Raw genomic sequence first — 14,271 nt, 5'->3', positions numbered from 1 at the left:
GTCCGAGGCCCAGCGACCCCATGACCAGCCCCCGCTCCGGCTCCCAGGGCAGCCCGTCGTCTCCCCCGCCCACCATCGAGGCCGTGCGCCGCCGTGCCCGCCACCGCCTCATCGGCGCCAGCGTGCTGGTGGCAGCGGGTGTGGTCGGCTTCCCGTTGTTCTTCGACAGCCAGCCGCGCCCGATTGCGGTCGACATCCCGATCGAGATCCCGGCACGCAACAGCCCCCCGCCGGTGGCCGTCAGGCCTGCCCCTGCGCCCGAGCCCGCGTCTGCGCCTGCGCCTGCGCCTGCGCCTGCGCCTGCGCCTGCCCCCGCTGCGGCAGCCGCTCCCGGCCCGGCTCCAGCACCCGCACCCGCACCAGCTCCCGCACCTGTGCCAGCGCCAGCGCCCGCAACATCCCAGCGCGACAGTGCCGAGGCGGCGCGGGCCCAGGCCATCCTGCAGGGCAAGACACCCGTTGCCACGCCCAGCGCGGTGTCCGAACGCGTGGTCGTTCAGGTCGGTGCCTTTGCCGACGAGGCGCGCGCGCGCGAAACCCGCCAGAAACTCGAGCGCGCCGGGCTCAAGACTTACGTGCACGTGGCGCAGACGGCAGAAGGGCGGCGCGTGCGCGTGCGCGTGGGGCCGTTCGACAACCGTGCCGACGCGGAAAAGGCGGCTGCGCGCGTGAAGGCCCTGGGCCTGCCCGCGGCCATCCTCACGCTGTGATCGGGAGCGACCCATGCTGTTGACCGACTGGGTGCTGCTTGCGCTGCTGGTGCTGTCGGTGCTATTGGGTCTGTGGCGGGGCCTGATGTTCGAGGTGCTCTCGGTGGCCGGCTGGGTAGCCGCGTTTTTCCTGGCCCAGGCCTGGGCCGACGACATCGTGCCCTGGTTGCCCATCGAGCGCGTCACGCCACCGCTGCAACTGGCCATCGGCTTTGCGCTGGTGTTCATCGCCATCGCCTTCCTGGGCGGGCTCATCGCCTGGCTGGTGCAGAAGCTGGTCGCCTCGGTCGGTCTGCGGCCGGTCGACCGCGTGCTCGGTGGTGCTTTTGGCCTGCTGCGTGGCGCGATCATCCTGCTGGCCATCGCACTCGTGGTCACCATCACCCAGATGCAGAACGACAACTGGTGGCGCGCATCGCCCACCGCCAGCGTGCTCAGCAGCACCCTGCACACCGTCAAGCCGCTGCTGCCCGACCCACTGGCGCGCCACATCCCCTGAAACGAAGGAACCCACCATGTGCGGAATCGTCGGCGTCGTCAGCCAGACGCCTGTCAACCAGCTGATCTACGACGCCTTGCTGCTGCTGCAGCACCGCGGCCAGGACGCCGCGGGCATCGTCACGCAGCAAGGGCGCAAGTTCTTCATGCACAAGGCCAAGGGCATGGTGCGCGACGTCTTTCGCACCCGCAACATGCGCGCGTTGCCGGGCAACTGCGGCCTGGGCCAGGCGCGCTACCCCACGGCAGGCAACGCCTACAGCGAAGAAGAGGCGCAGCCCTTCTACGTGAACGCGCCCTTCGGTCTGGTGTTGGTGCACAACGGCAACCTCACCAACGCGCACGCGCTCAAGCAGGAACTCTTCCAGACCGACCATCGCCACATCAACACCGAGAGCGACTCCGAGGTTCTGCTCAACGTGCTGGCGCACGAACTTGAGAAAGCCACCCGCGGCGAGCCGCTCAAGCCGAGCGATGTGTTCGCGGCGGTGCGCGGCGTGCACGCGCGCGTGCGGGGTTCCTACGCGGTGGTCGCGCTGATCGCGGGCCATGGTCTGCTGGCCTTCCGCGACCCCTACGGCATCCGCCCGCTGTGCCTGGGCAGGAACGAGGACAGCGTGATGGTGGCCAGCGAGTCCGTCACGCTCGAAGGCACGGGCTTCCACTTCGAGCGCGACGTGGCGCCCGGCGAGGCGGTCTACGTCAACCTCGAGGGCGACTTGCACTTCGAGCAATGCGCAACGCAGTCCGTGCTCAAGCCCTGCATCTTCGAGTACGTCTACCTTGCGCGGCCCGACTCCACGCTCAACGGCATCTCGGTCTACCAGGCCAGGCTTAACCTGGGCGCCACGCTGGCCAAGCGCGTGATCTCCACCGTACCGCCGAACGAGATCGACGTCGTGATTCCGATTCCCGAGTCCTCGCGCCCGAGCGCGATGGAACTGGCGCGCCTGCTCGGTCTGCCTTATCGCGAAGGCTTCGTGAAGAACCGCTACGTGGGCCGTACCTTCATCATGCCCGGGCAGGCGGTGCGCAAGAAGTCGGTGCGCCAGAAACTCAATGTCATCGCCAGCGAGTTCAAGGGCCGCAATGTTCTGCTGGTTGACGACTCCATCGTGCGCGGCACCACCAGCCGCGAGATCGTGCAGATGGCGCGCGACGCCGGCGCACGCAAGGTCTATCTGGCCAGTGCCGCACCGCCGGTGCGCTACCCCAACGTCTACGGCATCGACATGCCGACCACGAGCGAACTGGTGGCCCATGACCGCAGTGTGGACGAGGTGCGCCAGATCATCGGCTGTGACGCATTGATCTACCAGGACGTGGACGGCATGAGGCAGGCCATCGGCTCGCTCAATCCCAAACTCGACGGATTCGACGCCTCCTGTTTCGACGGCGTCTATGTCACTGGCGACATCACGCCGCAGGACATCGAGCGATTGAACGCCGGGCGCCCGCAAGGCGATGAGAACGACAGCGACACGTCGCGTCTGGCGCTGCCCAACGCGCAGGAGGCGTGAGCCGTGGATGAGTCGCTGAAGAAGACCTTGCACCGCGACACGCTGGCTGTGCGCGAAGCGGTGGAGCGCTCGCCCTTTGGCGAGAACTCCGAAGCCCTGTACCTCACCAGCGGCTACGTGCAGCGCTCGGCCGAATCGGCCGCGCAGCGCTTCGCGGGCGACGAGGAAGGCTTCACCTACGGCCGCTACGGCAACCCCACCACCGCGAGCTTCGAGCAGCGGCTGGCCGCGCTGGAGGGTGCCGAGGCCTGCATGGCCACCGCCTCGGGCATGTCAGCCATCCTGCTGATGTGCCTGGGCCTGCTGAAGGCGGGTGACCACGTGGTGTGTTCGCAGTCCATGTTCGGCTCGACCATCAAGCTCATCGGCAGCGACCTGGCGAAGTTCGGTGTCGAATCGAGCTTCGTCCCGCAGACCGATGTATCGGCCTGGAAAGCAGCGATCAAGCCGAACACGCGGCTGTTGTTCGCCGAGACGCCGACCAACCCGCTCACCGAGGTCTGCGACATCGCTGCGCTGGCCGACATTGCGCACAACGCGGGCGCGCAGCTATGCGTGGACAACTGCTTCGCCACGCCCGCGCTGCAACGGCCAATGGCACTCGGCGCCGACATCGTCATGCACTCGGGCACCAAGTACCTTGACGGTCAGGGCCGCGTGATGGCGGGTGCGCTGTGCGCCTCGCAGCAACTGGTCACCGAGAAGTTCCTGCCGGTCCTCAAGAGCGCGGGCATGACGCTCGCGCCGTTCAACGCCTGGGTCATGCTCAAGGGCCTGGAGACGCTGGACATCCGCATGCGCGCACAAAGCGCCAACGCGCTCGCGCTCGGTCAGTGGCTGGAAGCTCACCCCGCGGTGGCGCGCGTGTATTGCCCGGGCCTGGCCAGCCACCCGCAGCACGCGCTGGCGATGCAGCAGCAATCGGGTGTGGGCGGCGCGGTGCTGTCCTTCGATGTCAAGGCGTCAAGCCCCGAGCAGGCGCGCGCCCGCGCCTTCCACGTGCTGGATGCGCTGCGCGTGCTCTCGCTCTCCACCAACCTCGGCGACACCAAGACCCTGTGCGCTCACCCCGCCAGCACCTCGCACGGCCGCCTCACCGAGGCACAGCGCCAGGCGGCCGGTATCGGCCAGGGGCTCATCCGCGTGGCCGTTGGCCTCGAACACATCACCGACATCCAGGCCGATCTGGCCCGGGGTCTCGAGACGCTTCCATGAAAGTCCGCACCCGTTTCGCACCGTCGCCGACCGGCTTCATCCACCTGGGGAACATCCGCTCCGCCCTGTATCCCTGGGCTTTCGCGCGCTCGCAGCAGGGCGACTTCATCCTGCGCATCGAGGACACCGACCTCGAACGCTCCTCGCAGGCCGCGGTCGATGTGATCCTTGAGGGCATGGCCTGGCTCGGCCTCCATCACGACGAAGGCCCTTACTACCAGATGCAGCGCATGGACCGCTACAAGGCGGTGCTGGCGCAGATGCAGGCGCAGGGGTTGGTCTACCCCTGCTACATGAGCGTCGAAGCACTCGATGCGCTGCGCGAACGCCAGATGGCTAACAAGGAAAAGCCGCGCTACGACGGCACCTGGCGCCCCGAGCCGGGCAAGGTGCTGCCGCCGGTGCCCGAAGGCGTCAAACCCGTGCTGCGCTTCAAGAACCCGCAGCGTGGTGTGGTGGCCTGGGATGACAAGGTGAAAGGCCGCATCGAGATCCGCAACGACGAACTTGATGACCTCGTGATCGCACGGCCCGACGGCACGCCCACCTACAACTTCTGTGTGGTCGTGGACGACATCGACATGGCCATCACGCACGTGATCCGTGGCGACGACCACGTGAACAACACGCCGCGCCAGATCAACATCTTCCGCGCCCTGGGCAAGGAGCCGCCGGTGTATGCGCATTTGCCCACCGTGCTCAACGAGCAAGGCGAGAAGATGAGCAAGCGCAACGGCGCCAAGCCTGTCACGCAATACCGCGACGAAGGCTACCTGCCCGATGCCATGGTGAACTACCTTGCGCGGCTGGGCTGGAGCCACGGTGATGACGAGATCTTCAGCCGAGCCCAGTTCCTCGAATGGTTCGACCTCGACCATCTGGGCCGCAGCGCCGCGCAGTTCGACGAAGCCAAGCTGCGCTGGGTGAACGCACAGCACCTCAAGGCGATGGCCGACGAGGCGCTGGCGCCGCTGGTGGCCGAGCAACTCACGAAGCAGGGCATCACCGCCGACGATCGCCTGCCGCGCATCTGCGCCCTGTTCAAGGACCGCTGCGACACCACGGTGGCGCTGGCGAACTGGGCTGCCGCGTTCTACGCCGACGTGACACCCGACGCCGCCGAGCACGCGCAGCACGTGACGGATGCGGTCAAGCCTGCGCTGGCCGCGCTGGCCGCCGCGCTGGCCGATGTGGCCTGGGACAAGGCCTCCATCGCCGTCTCGCTCAAGCAGGTCCTCGCAGCCCACGGCCTGAAGATGCCGCAACTGGCCATGCCGGTGCGGGTGCTGGTCATGGGCACGGCCCAGACGCCCTCGCTGGACGCGGTGCTCGAAATGCATTCGCGTGACGTGGTTCTCAGGCGGCTGCAGAAAGCCTGAATTTCTGGCATATAATGCGAGGCTCGCTGCAACGCATCGATGACTTTGGTCCCGAGGCAATGCAACGAACCCTGTGGGGGTATAGCTCAGCTGGGAGAGCGCTTGCATGGCATGCAAGAGGTCAGCGGTTCGATCCCGCTTACCTCCACCACAGATTCGAAGTCGCGCATGGTGGCGACGGCAGAAAAAACGAACTCTGCCGCTGATACAATGCGAAGCTTGCGTCCAGGTTATGACCCTATCGTCTAGAGGCCTAGGACATCACCCTTTCACGGTGAGTACCGGGGTTCGAATCCCCGTAGGGTCGCCAAACAAGCCGCAAGGCAAGTAGGCACAAGTCGTGGCACTTGGTTCGCAAGAACGAAAGCCGCCTGCCAGGAGTGGTAGTTCAGTTGGTTAGAATACCGGCCTGTCACGCCGGGGGTCGCGGGTTCGAGCCCCGTCCACTCCGCCAGACACACGAAAAGCCGTTGCAAGTCTTCGATTTGCAACGGCTTTTTTCTTTCTCCACTACACAGTCTACTGTTTGACGGTACTACCCCGAAGACCCTTCGGTGTAGCACTCCGGCAGGGTCATGGTGGAACATCTCAGTGCCTCCCTTGCAATGCTCGAAGTGCCTGCGCCGCTGGGTCTGTCATGACCTATCTGCGGAGCTCTACATGCCACTGACCAAGCCCATTCGTGTCGTTCGCGCCCACCCCGAACCCCGCGCCGAGACCCTGCCCAGGTGCATGGCCCGACGCGGCCGCACGCTCTACTTCAAGCGCAAGATACCCAGCGACGTGGCAAATGCATTTCCACAACATGCGGGCCAGTCGTGGAAGTCATTGGGGACTGGCGCAGCGCGAGGACGGCGCCTTCATCGGCGTGGAGGCCGTGATCGACAAGGACCACGCCAGCGGCCTGCTGGCGGCGGCATTGGAATTCGATGCCTTTCTCATGCTGACCGACGTGCCCGCGGTGTTCACCGGCTGGGGCACACCGGCACAGCGTGCCCTGGGCGATGTGACGCCGCAGCAGCTCGACGTGTCGGCGTTCGCCGCCGGTTCCATGGGCCCCAAGGTGCAGGCGGCCTGCGATTTCGTGATGCGCACCGGGGCCATGGCGGGCATCGGTGCGCTGCAGGATGCGTCCGCCATCCTGGCGCGACAAGCGGGCACCAGGGTCGTGCCTGGCCTGCTGTCGTCCTGACCCGCTCCTTCAAAGGAAGCGGTTGAGCAAACGCCGCGAGGCGCGATCCAGCGCGAACTGGTCGGGCACGATGAACTGGATGCCGCGGCTGTCGAGAATGAGCAAGCGGCCGTTGCCCAGGCGGCGGATATCCTCCTCGGCCTTGAGCACCAGCTGCGTGGTGCCGCGGTCGGTCTCCACCGTCCAGGTGCTGGGCGTGGCAAAGGTCGAGACAGCGACGATGCGCTGGATGCGCGGCATCAGTTCTCGCGGTGCCAGCGCCTCGTGAATGATTGCCTGCGTGGTGGTATCGAGCGCGGAGAGGCGTTCGATCCACGCCAGCTCGTGGCCGTCGGCGCCGACCAGCGAGACGCCTTCGTCGGGCGCTGCCAGCGGGAAGGCGCGCACGGGTGTCACGCCATCGTGCACCTGGGCGTCGGCGGTGATCAGCTGCAACCTGCCGTGCGGGTCGCGGCGCAGGGTCCAGCCGTTCATTAGGTTCGGGCTGTCGTTCATGGCGTGCCTGCGGTGGCGCTGTGCGCGTTCGGGTTGGGAATGCTCGCAGCCAGCAGCGGCCCGTCCTCGGTGTCCACGTTGCGCAGCTGCGCGGTGTAGAGCCGCCAGTAGGCGCCTTCGCGCGCCATCAACTCGTCGTGCGGGCCCACCTCCACCACCTCGCCGCGGTCCATGACCACGAGCCGGTCGGCCTTGCGCAAGGTGGACAGTCGGTGCGCGATGGCAATCGTGGTGCGCCCAGTGACCAGGTTGTCCAGCGCCTTCTGGATTTCCTTCTCCGTCTCGGTGTCCACGCTGGAGGTGGCCTCGTCCAGGATCAGGATGCGCGGGTCGATGAGCAGGGCGCGCGCGATCGAGATGCGCTGGCGCTCGCCACCCGAGAGACCCTGCCCGCGCTCGCCCACCAGCGAGTCATAGCCCTGCGGCAGGCGCAGGATGAACTCGTGCGCGTGCGCGGCGCGCGCCGCGGCCACGATCTCGGCGCGCGTGGCGCCCGGCTTGCCGTAGGCGATGTTCTCGGCCACGGTGCCGAAGAAGAGGAAAGGTTCCTGCAGCACCAGGCCGATGTGGCGGCGGTAGTCCGCCACCGCGAACTGCCGCACGTCGGTGCCGTCGACGCGGATGCTGCCGCTGCTCACGTCGTGGAAGCGGCAGATCAGGTTGACCAGGGTGCTCTTGCCGGCGCCGCTGTGCCCCACCAGGCCGATCATCTCGCCCGGGCGGATCTGCAGGTTCATGCCGCGGATGATGGCGCGGCTGCCGTGGCTGAAGCTCACATTGCGCAGCTCGATACTGCCTTCAACCTGGGGCTTGTGCACGGGGCTGGCTGGTTCGGGCACGCTGGAGACGTGGTCGAGGATGTCGAAGATGCGCTTGGCGCCCGCGGCCGCCTTCTGCGTGACCGAAACGATGCGGCTCATCGAATCGAGCCGGCCGTAGAAACGCCCGATGTAGGCCAGGAAGGCGGTGAGCACACCGACGGTGATGTCGCCGCGCGAGACCTGCCAGACGCCGAAGGCCCACACCACCAGCAGGCCAAGTTCGGTGAGCAGCGTCACCGTGGGCGTGAACAACGACCAGATCTTGTTCAGCTTGTCGTTGACCTCCAGGTTGTGCTGGTTCGCGGCACGAAACCGTTGCGCCTCGCGCTTCTCCTGCGCGAAGGCCTTCACCACGCGAATGCCCGGAATGGTGTCGGCCAGCACGTTGGTCACGTCAGACCACACGCGGTCGATCTTCTCGAAGCCGGTGCGCAGGCGGTCGCGCACGAGGTGGATCATCCAGGCGATGAAGGGCAGTGGCAGCAGCGTGACCAGCGCGAGCCACGGGTTGATGCTGAACAGGATGGCGGCCGTCATCAGCAGCATCAGCACGTCGGTGGCGAAGTCCAGCGCGTGCAGCGAGAGGAAGACGCAGATGCGGTCGGTCTCGGAACCGATGCGGGCCATCAGGTCACCGGTGCGCTTGCCGCCGAAGTACTCGAGCGAGAGCGCGAGCAAGTGCTCGAAAGTGGTGGTGCGCAGATCGGCACCAATGCGCTCGGACACCAGCGAGAGCACATAGGTGCGGGCCCAACCCAGGCCCCAGGCCGCGAGCGCTGCCATCAGCAGGCCACCGAGCAACCAGGCCACCTGCATGGGGTCTATGCGTTGCCCGCTCTGGAACGGGATGAGCACATCGTCCATCAGCGGCATGGCCAGGTAAGGCGGCACCAGCGTGGCCGCGGTGGCCGCCAGCGTGAGCCCGAAACCGAGCGCCAGCTGGCCGCGGTATGGCCGGGCAAAGCGCCACAAACGCAACAAGACCCAGGTCGAAGGAGGGGTGTGTTGTTCCCGCGCACATTGCGGACACTCGTCGCTGTTTGGCGACAATTCTGCATTGCACAAATCGCAGTGCTGCGTGGGCGATTTCACGGTCGCCGTGGCGGGCGAACCGGTTTTCAATCGCTGCAGTTTTTGTCCGAAATCAGCGACAAATCGAACGAGACGCGGGTTTTGCGTCGCCGTGCAACGCCAAGTGCCCAGACGTTGCATTTCGTTGTGCAGACTCAACTGCGCAACCCCAGCGAAATCGCTGTGCTTCAAGCACAATTCTGGCTCCAGGGGCCATTCACGCCAGCCGGCAGCGGCCCCGCCGGGCTCCCAGCTCAACAGCCGTTGGGTCGTCAGCACCAGCACGCCGGCCGAAAAATTCAATTGCGAATCGAGGTCAAGCTGCAGCCAACTTGAAACGTCTTCGTTGGGCAGTAAACGGGAACGCAGCGTGGGCATCCATGGCTGCTCCCCGGCACTGAATACCGGCGCGGTTTCGGTTGATGGTGAATTCATTGAAGCGGATGTTTCCGGCAATTGTCAGGGCGCGTATTGGCGAGCCCGCATTGTCCGGGATGCGCCGAATGCAGGCACGCTGTGCTGACACGACAACCCCACCATGAAGAATCCCATCCGGTTCCTGCGCGTGAGTTATCTCGGCGGGCCCAACATCTGGACCTACCGTCCCGTGCTCGAGAGCTGGCTCGACATCGGCGAACTCGAAGACCTTCCTTCGGACAAACTGCCCGGCCTCTACGAGCGCCTGACGGCCATGCTGCCCGGGCTCATCGAGCACCACTGCGGCGTGGGCGAGCGCGGTGGCTTCCTGCAGCGCCTGCGTGAAGGCACGTGGGCGGGGCACATCCTCGAGCACGTGGTGATCGAGCTGCAGAACATGGCGGGCGTGCAGACCGGCTTCGGCCAGACCCGCAGCACACCGGTGCGCGGCGTCTACAAGATGGTGTTTCGCGCGCGCGACGAGCAGGTGGCGCGACGCGCCCTCACGCTGGGACACGACTTGCTCATGGTCGCCGTCAACGGCGGACACTTCGACGTGGCGGCCGCGGTGCACGAGCTGCGCGAACTGGTGGACGACCTGTGCCTTGGCCCGAGCACCGCGAGCATCGTCGACGCGGCCACCGGCCGGCGCATTCCACACATCCGATTGAACGACGGCAATCTGGTGCAGCTGGGCTACGGCGCGCGCCAGCGCCGCATCTGGACGGCCGAGACCGACCGCACCAGCGCGATCGCCGAGAGCATCGCCAGCGACAAGGACCTGTCCAAGCGCATGCTGGCCGCCTGCGGCGTGCCGGTGCCCGAAGGCCGCGTGGTCGAGAGCCCCGAAGCCGCCTGGGAGGCTGCGCAGGACATCGGGCTGCCGGTGGTCGTGAAGCCGACCGATGCCAACCACGGCCGCGGCGTCTCGCTCGAACTCACGCGCCCCGAGGAAGTCCGGGCCGCGTTCGCCGTGGCCGATGCGGAAGGCAGCGGCGTGATCGTGGAGCAGTTCATCCGCGGCTTCGAGCACCGCCTGCTGGTGGTGGGCGATCGTGTGGTGGCGGCCTCGCGCGGCGACGAGGCCTGGGTGACGGGCGATGGCCGCAGCACGGTGCTGCAGCTCATCGACAGCCAGATCAACAGCGACCCGCGCCGCGGCCTCAACGAAGACTTCCCGCTCAACGCCATCCGCCTGGAGGAGTACCCCGCAGTGGCGGTGGAACTGCAGCGCCAGGGCAAGTCAACCGACAGCGTGCCCGCCGAGGGCGAGCGCGTGCTGATCATGCGCAACGGCAACCACGCCATCGATTGCACCGACGATGTGCACCCCGACGTGGCCGCCCTGGTTGCGCTGGCCGCGCGCGTGATCGGGCTCGACATCGCCGGCGTGGACCTGGTTGCGCAAGACATTTCGCGTCCGCTGCACGAGCAGGGAGGTGCGATCGTCGAGGTCAACGCCGGCCCGGGGCTGCTGATGCACCTCAAGCCGGCCGTGGGCACACCGCGCCCGGTGGGACGCGCCATCGTCGATCACTTGTTCGCACCTGGCGACAGCGGTCGCGTGCCGGTGGTGGGCGTGGCGGGCAGCCGCGGCACCACCGCGGTGGCGCGCCTGATCGCCTGGCTGGCCAACCTCAATGGACCGCAGGTGGGACTGGCCTGCCGCGCCGGCCTGTTCGTGGGGCGCCGCCCGCTGCAGCACGGCGATTTCTCCCAGGCGCGCGCCGCGAAGCGCCTGCTGATGAATCGTGGCGTCGAGGCCGCCGTGTTCGAGAACCCGCCGCTGACCATCGTCAGCGAAGGCCTGGCCTACGACCGCTGCCACGTGGGTGTGGTGACCGACGCCACCGGCAGTCCCGCGCTCGAGGCCTTCCACATCCGTGAGGACGAGCACCTGTTCAAGGTGCTGCGCACGCAGGTCGACGTGGTCCTGCCCGATGGCGTGGCCGTGCTCAACGCCGCCGACCCGGTGGTGGCCGAGATGGCGCCCCTGTGCGATGGCGAGGTGATCTTCTTCGCGCAGGACCCGGCACTGCCCGTGATCGTCGAGCACCTGGCGCAGTACCGCCGCGCGGTGTATCTGCGCCATGGCGTGGTGGTGCTGGGCGACGGCCAGAGCGAGCGCGCCGTGGCCGCGCTCACCGATGTCTCGCTCGGCGAGGACGTGTCGGCCGAAGACAAGGCGCCGGTGCTGCTGGCCGCACTGGCCGCGGCCTGGGCGCTGGGCATCTCGCCAGAGCTCATGGGCGCCGGCCTGCAGACCTTCGCGCGTGAAGCCCCGATCGCGCTCGCGCCGGTGCGCCGTGCCATGGAAACGGCTCGCGCCAGCACCACAACCGAACCTCTTGAAAGTGCCTGATGGAACTCACCCGTATCCGGGCCCTGCGCGGGCCCAACCTCTGGAGCCGCCACACCGCCATCGAGACGGTGGTGCGCTGCGACGACAACGAGCGCGCGCTGGCCAGCCTGCCCGGTTTCGAGGCGCGGCTGCGCGCGCAGTTTCCGCACCCCGGCGCGCTGCACAAGGCCGGCGGCTCCCTCTCGCTGGCCCACGTGCTTGAGGTGGCCACGCTGTCGCTGCAGGCGCAGGCCGGCTGTCCGGTCACCTTCAGCCGCACCTCGGCTACCGTCGATGCGGGTGTCTACCAGGTGGTGGTGCAGTACAGCGAGGAGGCCGTGGGCCGCCGTGCGTTGGCCCTCGCCCATGCGCTGATCGAGGCCGTGCTGGCCGGTGGCGATTTCGACCTCGACGCGGCGGTGGCCGAATTGCGTGAGCTCGACGAACACGAGCGCCTGGGGCCCAGCACCGGCTCCATCGTCAACGCGGCCGTCGCGCGCGGGATTCCTTATCGCCGCCTCACCAGCGGCAGCCTGGTGCAACTGGGCTGGGGCAGCCGCGCGCGCCGCATCCAGGCCGCCGAGGTGGACCGCACCAGCGCGGTGTCCGAATCGATCGCGCAGGACAAGGAGCTCACCAAGCGCTTGCTGCAGGCGGCGGGTGTACCGGTGCCCACCGGGCGCCCCGTGAGCGACGCCGACGATGCCTGGGCGGCCGCACTGGAGGTGGGCCTGCCCGTGGTGCTCAAGCCGCGTGACGGCAACCAGGGCAAGGGCGTCACGGTGAACGTGAACACCCGCGAGCAGCTGGACGCCGCGTTCGCCGGTGCCGCTGCCTATGGCGATGTGATGGTCGAGAAATTCCTGCCCGGCAGCGACTACCGTTTGCTCGTGGTCGGTGATCGCCTGGTGGCGGCGGCGCGCCGCGACCCGCCGCAGGTCATCGGCGACGGCGAGCACACCGTGCGCGAGCTGGTCGACAGCGTGAACACCGATCCGCGCCGCGGCGAAGGCCACGGCACCGCGCTTACCAAGATCCGCTTCGACGACATCGCCCTGGGTTGCCTGGCCACGCAGGGCCTGCAGGCCGACAGCGTGCCCGCCAAGGGCCGCCGCGTGGTGTTGCGCAACAACGCCAACCTGAGCACCGGTGGCACCGCCACCGACGTCACCGACGACGTGCACCCGGAGGTGGCCGCGCGTGCGGTGGCCGCCGCGCAGATGATCGGCCTGGACATCTGCGGTGTCGACGTGGTCTGCGAAACCGTGCTTGCCCCGCTGGTAGAGCAGTCCGGTGGTGTGGTCGAGGTCAATGCCGCGCCTGGCCTGCGCATGCACCTCTCGCCCTCCTACGGCCATCCGCGCGATGTCGGCAAGGCCGTCATCGACGACATGTTCGCCCCGGGCGACGACGGGCGCATTCCCGTGGTGGCCGTGACCGGCACCAACGGCAAGACCACCACCGTGCGTTTGATTGCCCACCTGCTGGCTGCCAGCGGCCTGGGCGTGGGCATGACCAACACCGATGGCGTGTACGTCAATGGCCGCCAGACCGACAGCGGTGACTGCGCCGGCCCGCGCAGCGCACGCAACGTGCTGGCCCACCCCGACGTCGACGCGGCGGTGTTCGAGACGGCCCGCGGCGGCATCCTGCGCGAAGGCCTGGGCTTCGACCGCTGCCAGGTGGCGGTCGTCACCAACGTGGGCGCGGGCGACCACCTGGGGCTGAACTACATCACCACCGTCGAGGACCTCGCGGTGCTCAAGCGCGTGATCGTGCAGAACGTGGCCGACCAGGGATTTGCGGTGCTCAATGCGGCCGACCCGATCGTGGCCGACATGATCCACAACTGCCCGGGCGAGGTGATCTACTTCGCGCGCGATCGCCAGCAGCCGGTGATGGCCACACACCGCGCGCAGGGCCGCCGCGTGGTCTATGTGGACGATGGCAGCGTGGTGGTGGAGCAGGGTGACTTCAGCGAGCGCTTCGACCTGCGCGCCATTCCCATCACGCGCAATGGCCAGATCGGCTTCCAGGTGGACAACGTGATGGCCGCCATCGGCGCGGCCTGGGGCGTCGGCCTGTCCTGGGGCGCGGTGCGTCGCGGCCTGGCGAGCTTCCTGAGCGATTCGCACAACGCGCCGGGTCGCTTCAACGTGATGGAGCACCACGGCGCCACCGTCATCGCCGACTACGGCCACAACCCCGACGCCATGCGCGCATTGGTGCAGGCGGTCGAGGCGCTGCCGGCGCGCCGCCGCTCGGTGGTCATCAGCGGCGCAGGCGACCGGCGCGACCAGGACATCCGCGAGCAGACGCAGATCCTGGGTGCGGCGTTCGACGAGGTGATCCTCTACCAGGACGCGTGCCAGCGTGGCCGTGCCGATGGCGAGGTGATTGCGCTGCTGCGCGAGGGGCTGGCGGGCGCCACGCGCGCGCGCGACGTGCTGGAGATCCAGGGCGAATTCAAGGCCATCGACACGGCGCTGGAGCGGCTGCAACCGGGCGATCTGTGTCTCGTTCTGGTCGACCAGGTGGAGGCTGCGCTGGCCCACCTGCAGGCCAGCGTTCAGCCCGAGCCGGTGGCGGCCTGACGCAGTGGTGTGATGCCG

11 protein-coding genes and 3 tRNA genes are annotated in these 14,271 nt (G+C 67.7%); 12 read left to right on the top strand and 2 right to left on the bottom strand.

Going from position 1 to position 14,271, the window contains the following annotated elements; genetic code table 11:
* Window positions 1-20: 20 nt before the first annotated feature.
* The 9 genes from M3149_RS16985 (at window position 21) to M3149_RS16945 (ending at window position 6,514) form a co-directional block, all read left to right on the top strand.
* Complete coding sequence (locus M3149_RS16985; protein ID WP_251710734.1) at window positions 21-710, top strand: SPOR domain-containing protein; 690 nt, start codon at window positions 21-23, stop codon at window positions 708-710.
* Window positions 711-723: 13 nt separating this feature from the next.
* Window positions 724-1,209, top strand: a complete 486-nt coding sequence (locus tag M3149_RS16980) for a CvpA family protein (RefSeq protein WP_251710733.1) — start codon at window positions 724-726, stop codon at window positions 1,207-1,209.
* A gap of 16 nt (window positions 1,210-1,225) precedes the next feature.
* A complete protein-coding gene (gene purF / locus M3149_RS16975) occupies window positions 1,226-2,728 on the top strand; it encodes an amidophosphoribosyltransferase (protein WP_251710732.1) in 1,503 nt (500 codons plus the stop codon).
* 3 nt (window positions 2,729-2,731) lie between these two features.
* On the top strand, window positions 2,732-3,943 hold the full coding sequence (locus M3149_RS16970) for an O-succinylhomoserine sulfhydrylase (RefSeq protein ID WP_251710731.1): 1,212 nt from the start codon (window positions 2,732-2,734) through the stop codon (window positions 3,941-3,943).
* Window positions 3,940-5,322, top strand: a complete 1,383-nt coding sequence (gene gltX / locus M3149_RS16965) for a glutamate--tRNA ligase (RefSeq protein WP_251710730.1) — start codon at window positions 3,940-3,942, stop codon at window positions 5,320-5,322. The genes M3149_RS16970 and gltX overlap by 4 nt, the downstream gene beginning before the upstream one ends.
* Window positions 5,323-5,397: 75 nt before the next feature.
* Window positions 5,398-5,473: transfer RNA gene (locus tag M3149_RS16960), tRNA-Ala, on the top strand.
* 83 nt (window positions 5,474-5,556) lie between these two features.
* A tRNA-Glu gene (locus M3149_RS16955) sits at window positions 5,557-5,632 on the top strand.
* Between the two features lie 67 nt (window positions 5,633-5,699).
* A tRNA-Asp gene (locus M3149_RS16950) sits at window positions 5,700-5,776 on the top strand.
* A gap of 336 nt (window positions 5,777-6,112) precedes the next feature.
* Window positions 6,113-6,514 carry a hypothetical protein gene (locus M3149_RS16945; protein WP_251710729.1) on the top strand — a complete coding sequence of 134 codons (402 nt, stop codon included), beginning with the start codon at window positions 6,113-6,115 and terminating at the stop codon, window positions 6,512-6,514.
* Window positions 6,515-6,523: 9 nt separating this feature from the next.
* Here M3149_RS16945 and M3149_RS16940 read toward each other — a convergent pair whose 3' ends face one another.
* Both M3149_RS16940 and M3149_RS16935 read right to left on the bottom strand, forming a co-directional pair.
* Entirely contained in the window at window positions 6,524-7,009 is a 486-nt protein-coding gene (locus M3149_RS16940) for a DUF1854 domain-containing protein (protein ID WP_251710728.1), read from the bottom strand.
* A complete protein-coding gene (locus tag M3149_RS16935; RefSeq protein ID WP_435370756.1) occupies window positions 7,006-8,811 on the bottom strand; it encodes an ABC transporter ATP-binding protein in 1,806 nt (601 codons plus the stop codon). The genes M3149_RS16940 and M3149_RS16935 overlap by 4 nt, the downstream gene beginning before the upstream one ends.
* Before the next feature lie 24 nt (window positions 8,812-8,835).
* Here M3149_RS16935 and M3149_RS23320 point away from each other — a divergent pair, with 24 nt between their 5' ends.
* From M3149_RS23320 to cphA (M3149_RS16925), 3 genes are all read left to right on the top strand, one after another.
* A complete protein-coding gene (locus M3149_RS23320) occupies window positions 8,836-9,237 on the top strand; it encodes a hypothetical protein (RefSeq protein WP_435370755.1) in 402 nt (133 codons plus the stop codon).
* Between the two features lie 202 nt (window positions 9,238-9,439).
* On the top strand, window positions 9,440-11,680 hold the full coding sequence (gene cphA, locus M3149_RS16930) for a cyanophycin synthetase (RefSeq protein WP_251710726.1): 2,241 nt from the start codon (window positions 9,440-9,442) through the stop codon (window positions 11,678-11,680).
* Window positions 11,680-14,253 (top strand): cyanophycin synthetase, encoded by a 2,574-nt coding sequence (cphA, locus tag M3149_RS16925; protein WP_251710725.1) that lies wholly within the window; start codon window positions 11,680-11,682, stop codon window positions 14,251-14,253. Before cphA (M3149_RS16930) ends, cphA (M3149_RS16925) begins: the two co-directional genes overlap by 1 nt.
* Window positions 14,254-14,271: the final 18 nt, after the last annotated feature.

This window comes from Hydrogenophaga intermedia, from assembly GCF_023715105.1.
GTDB lineage: Bacteria > Pseudomonadota > Gammaproteobacteria > Burkholderiales > Burkholderiaceae_C > Hydrogenophaga > Hydrogenophaga intermedia_A.
This window is presented reverse-complemented; position numbering and strand designations above follow the sequence as displayed.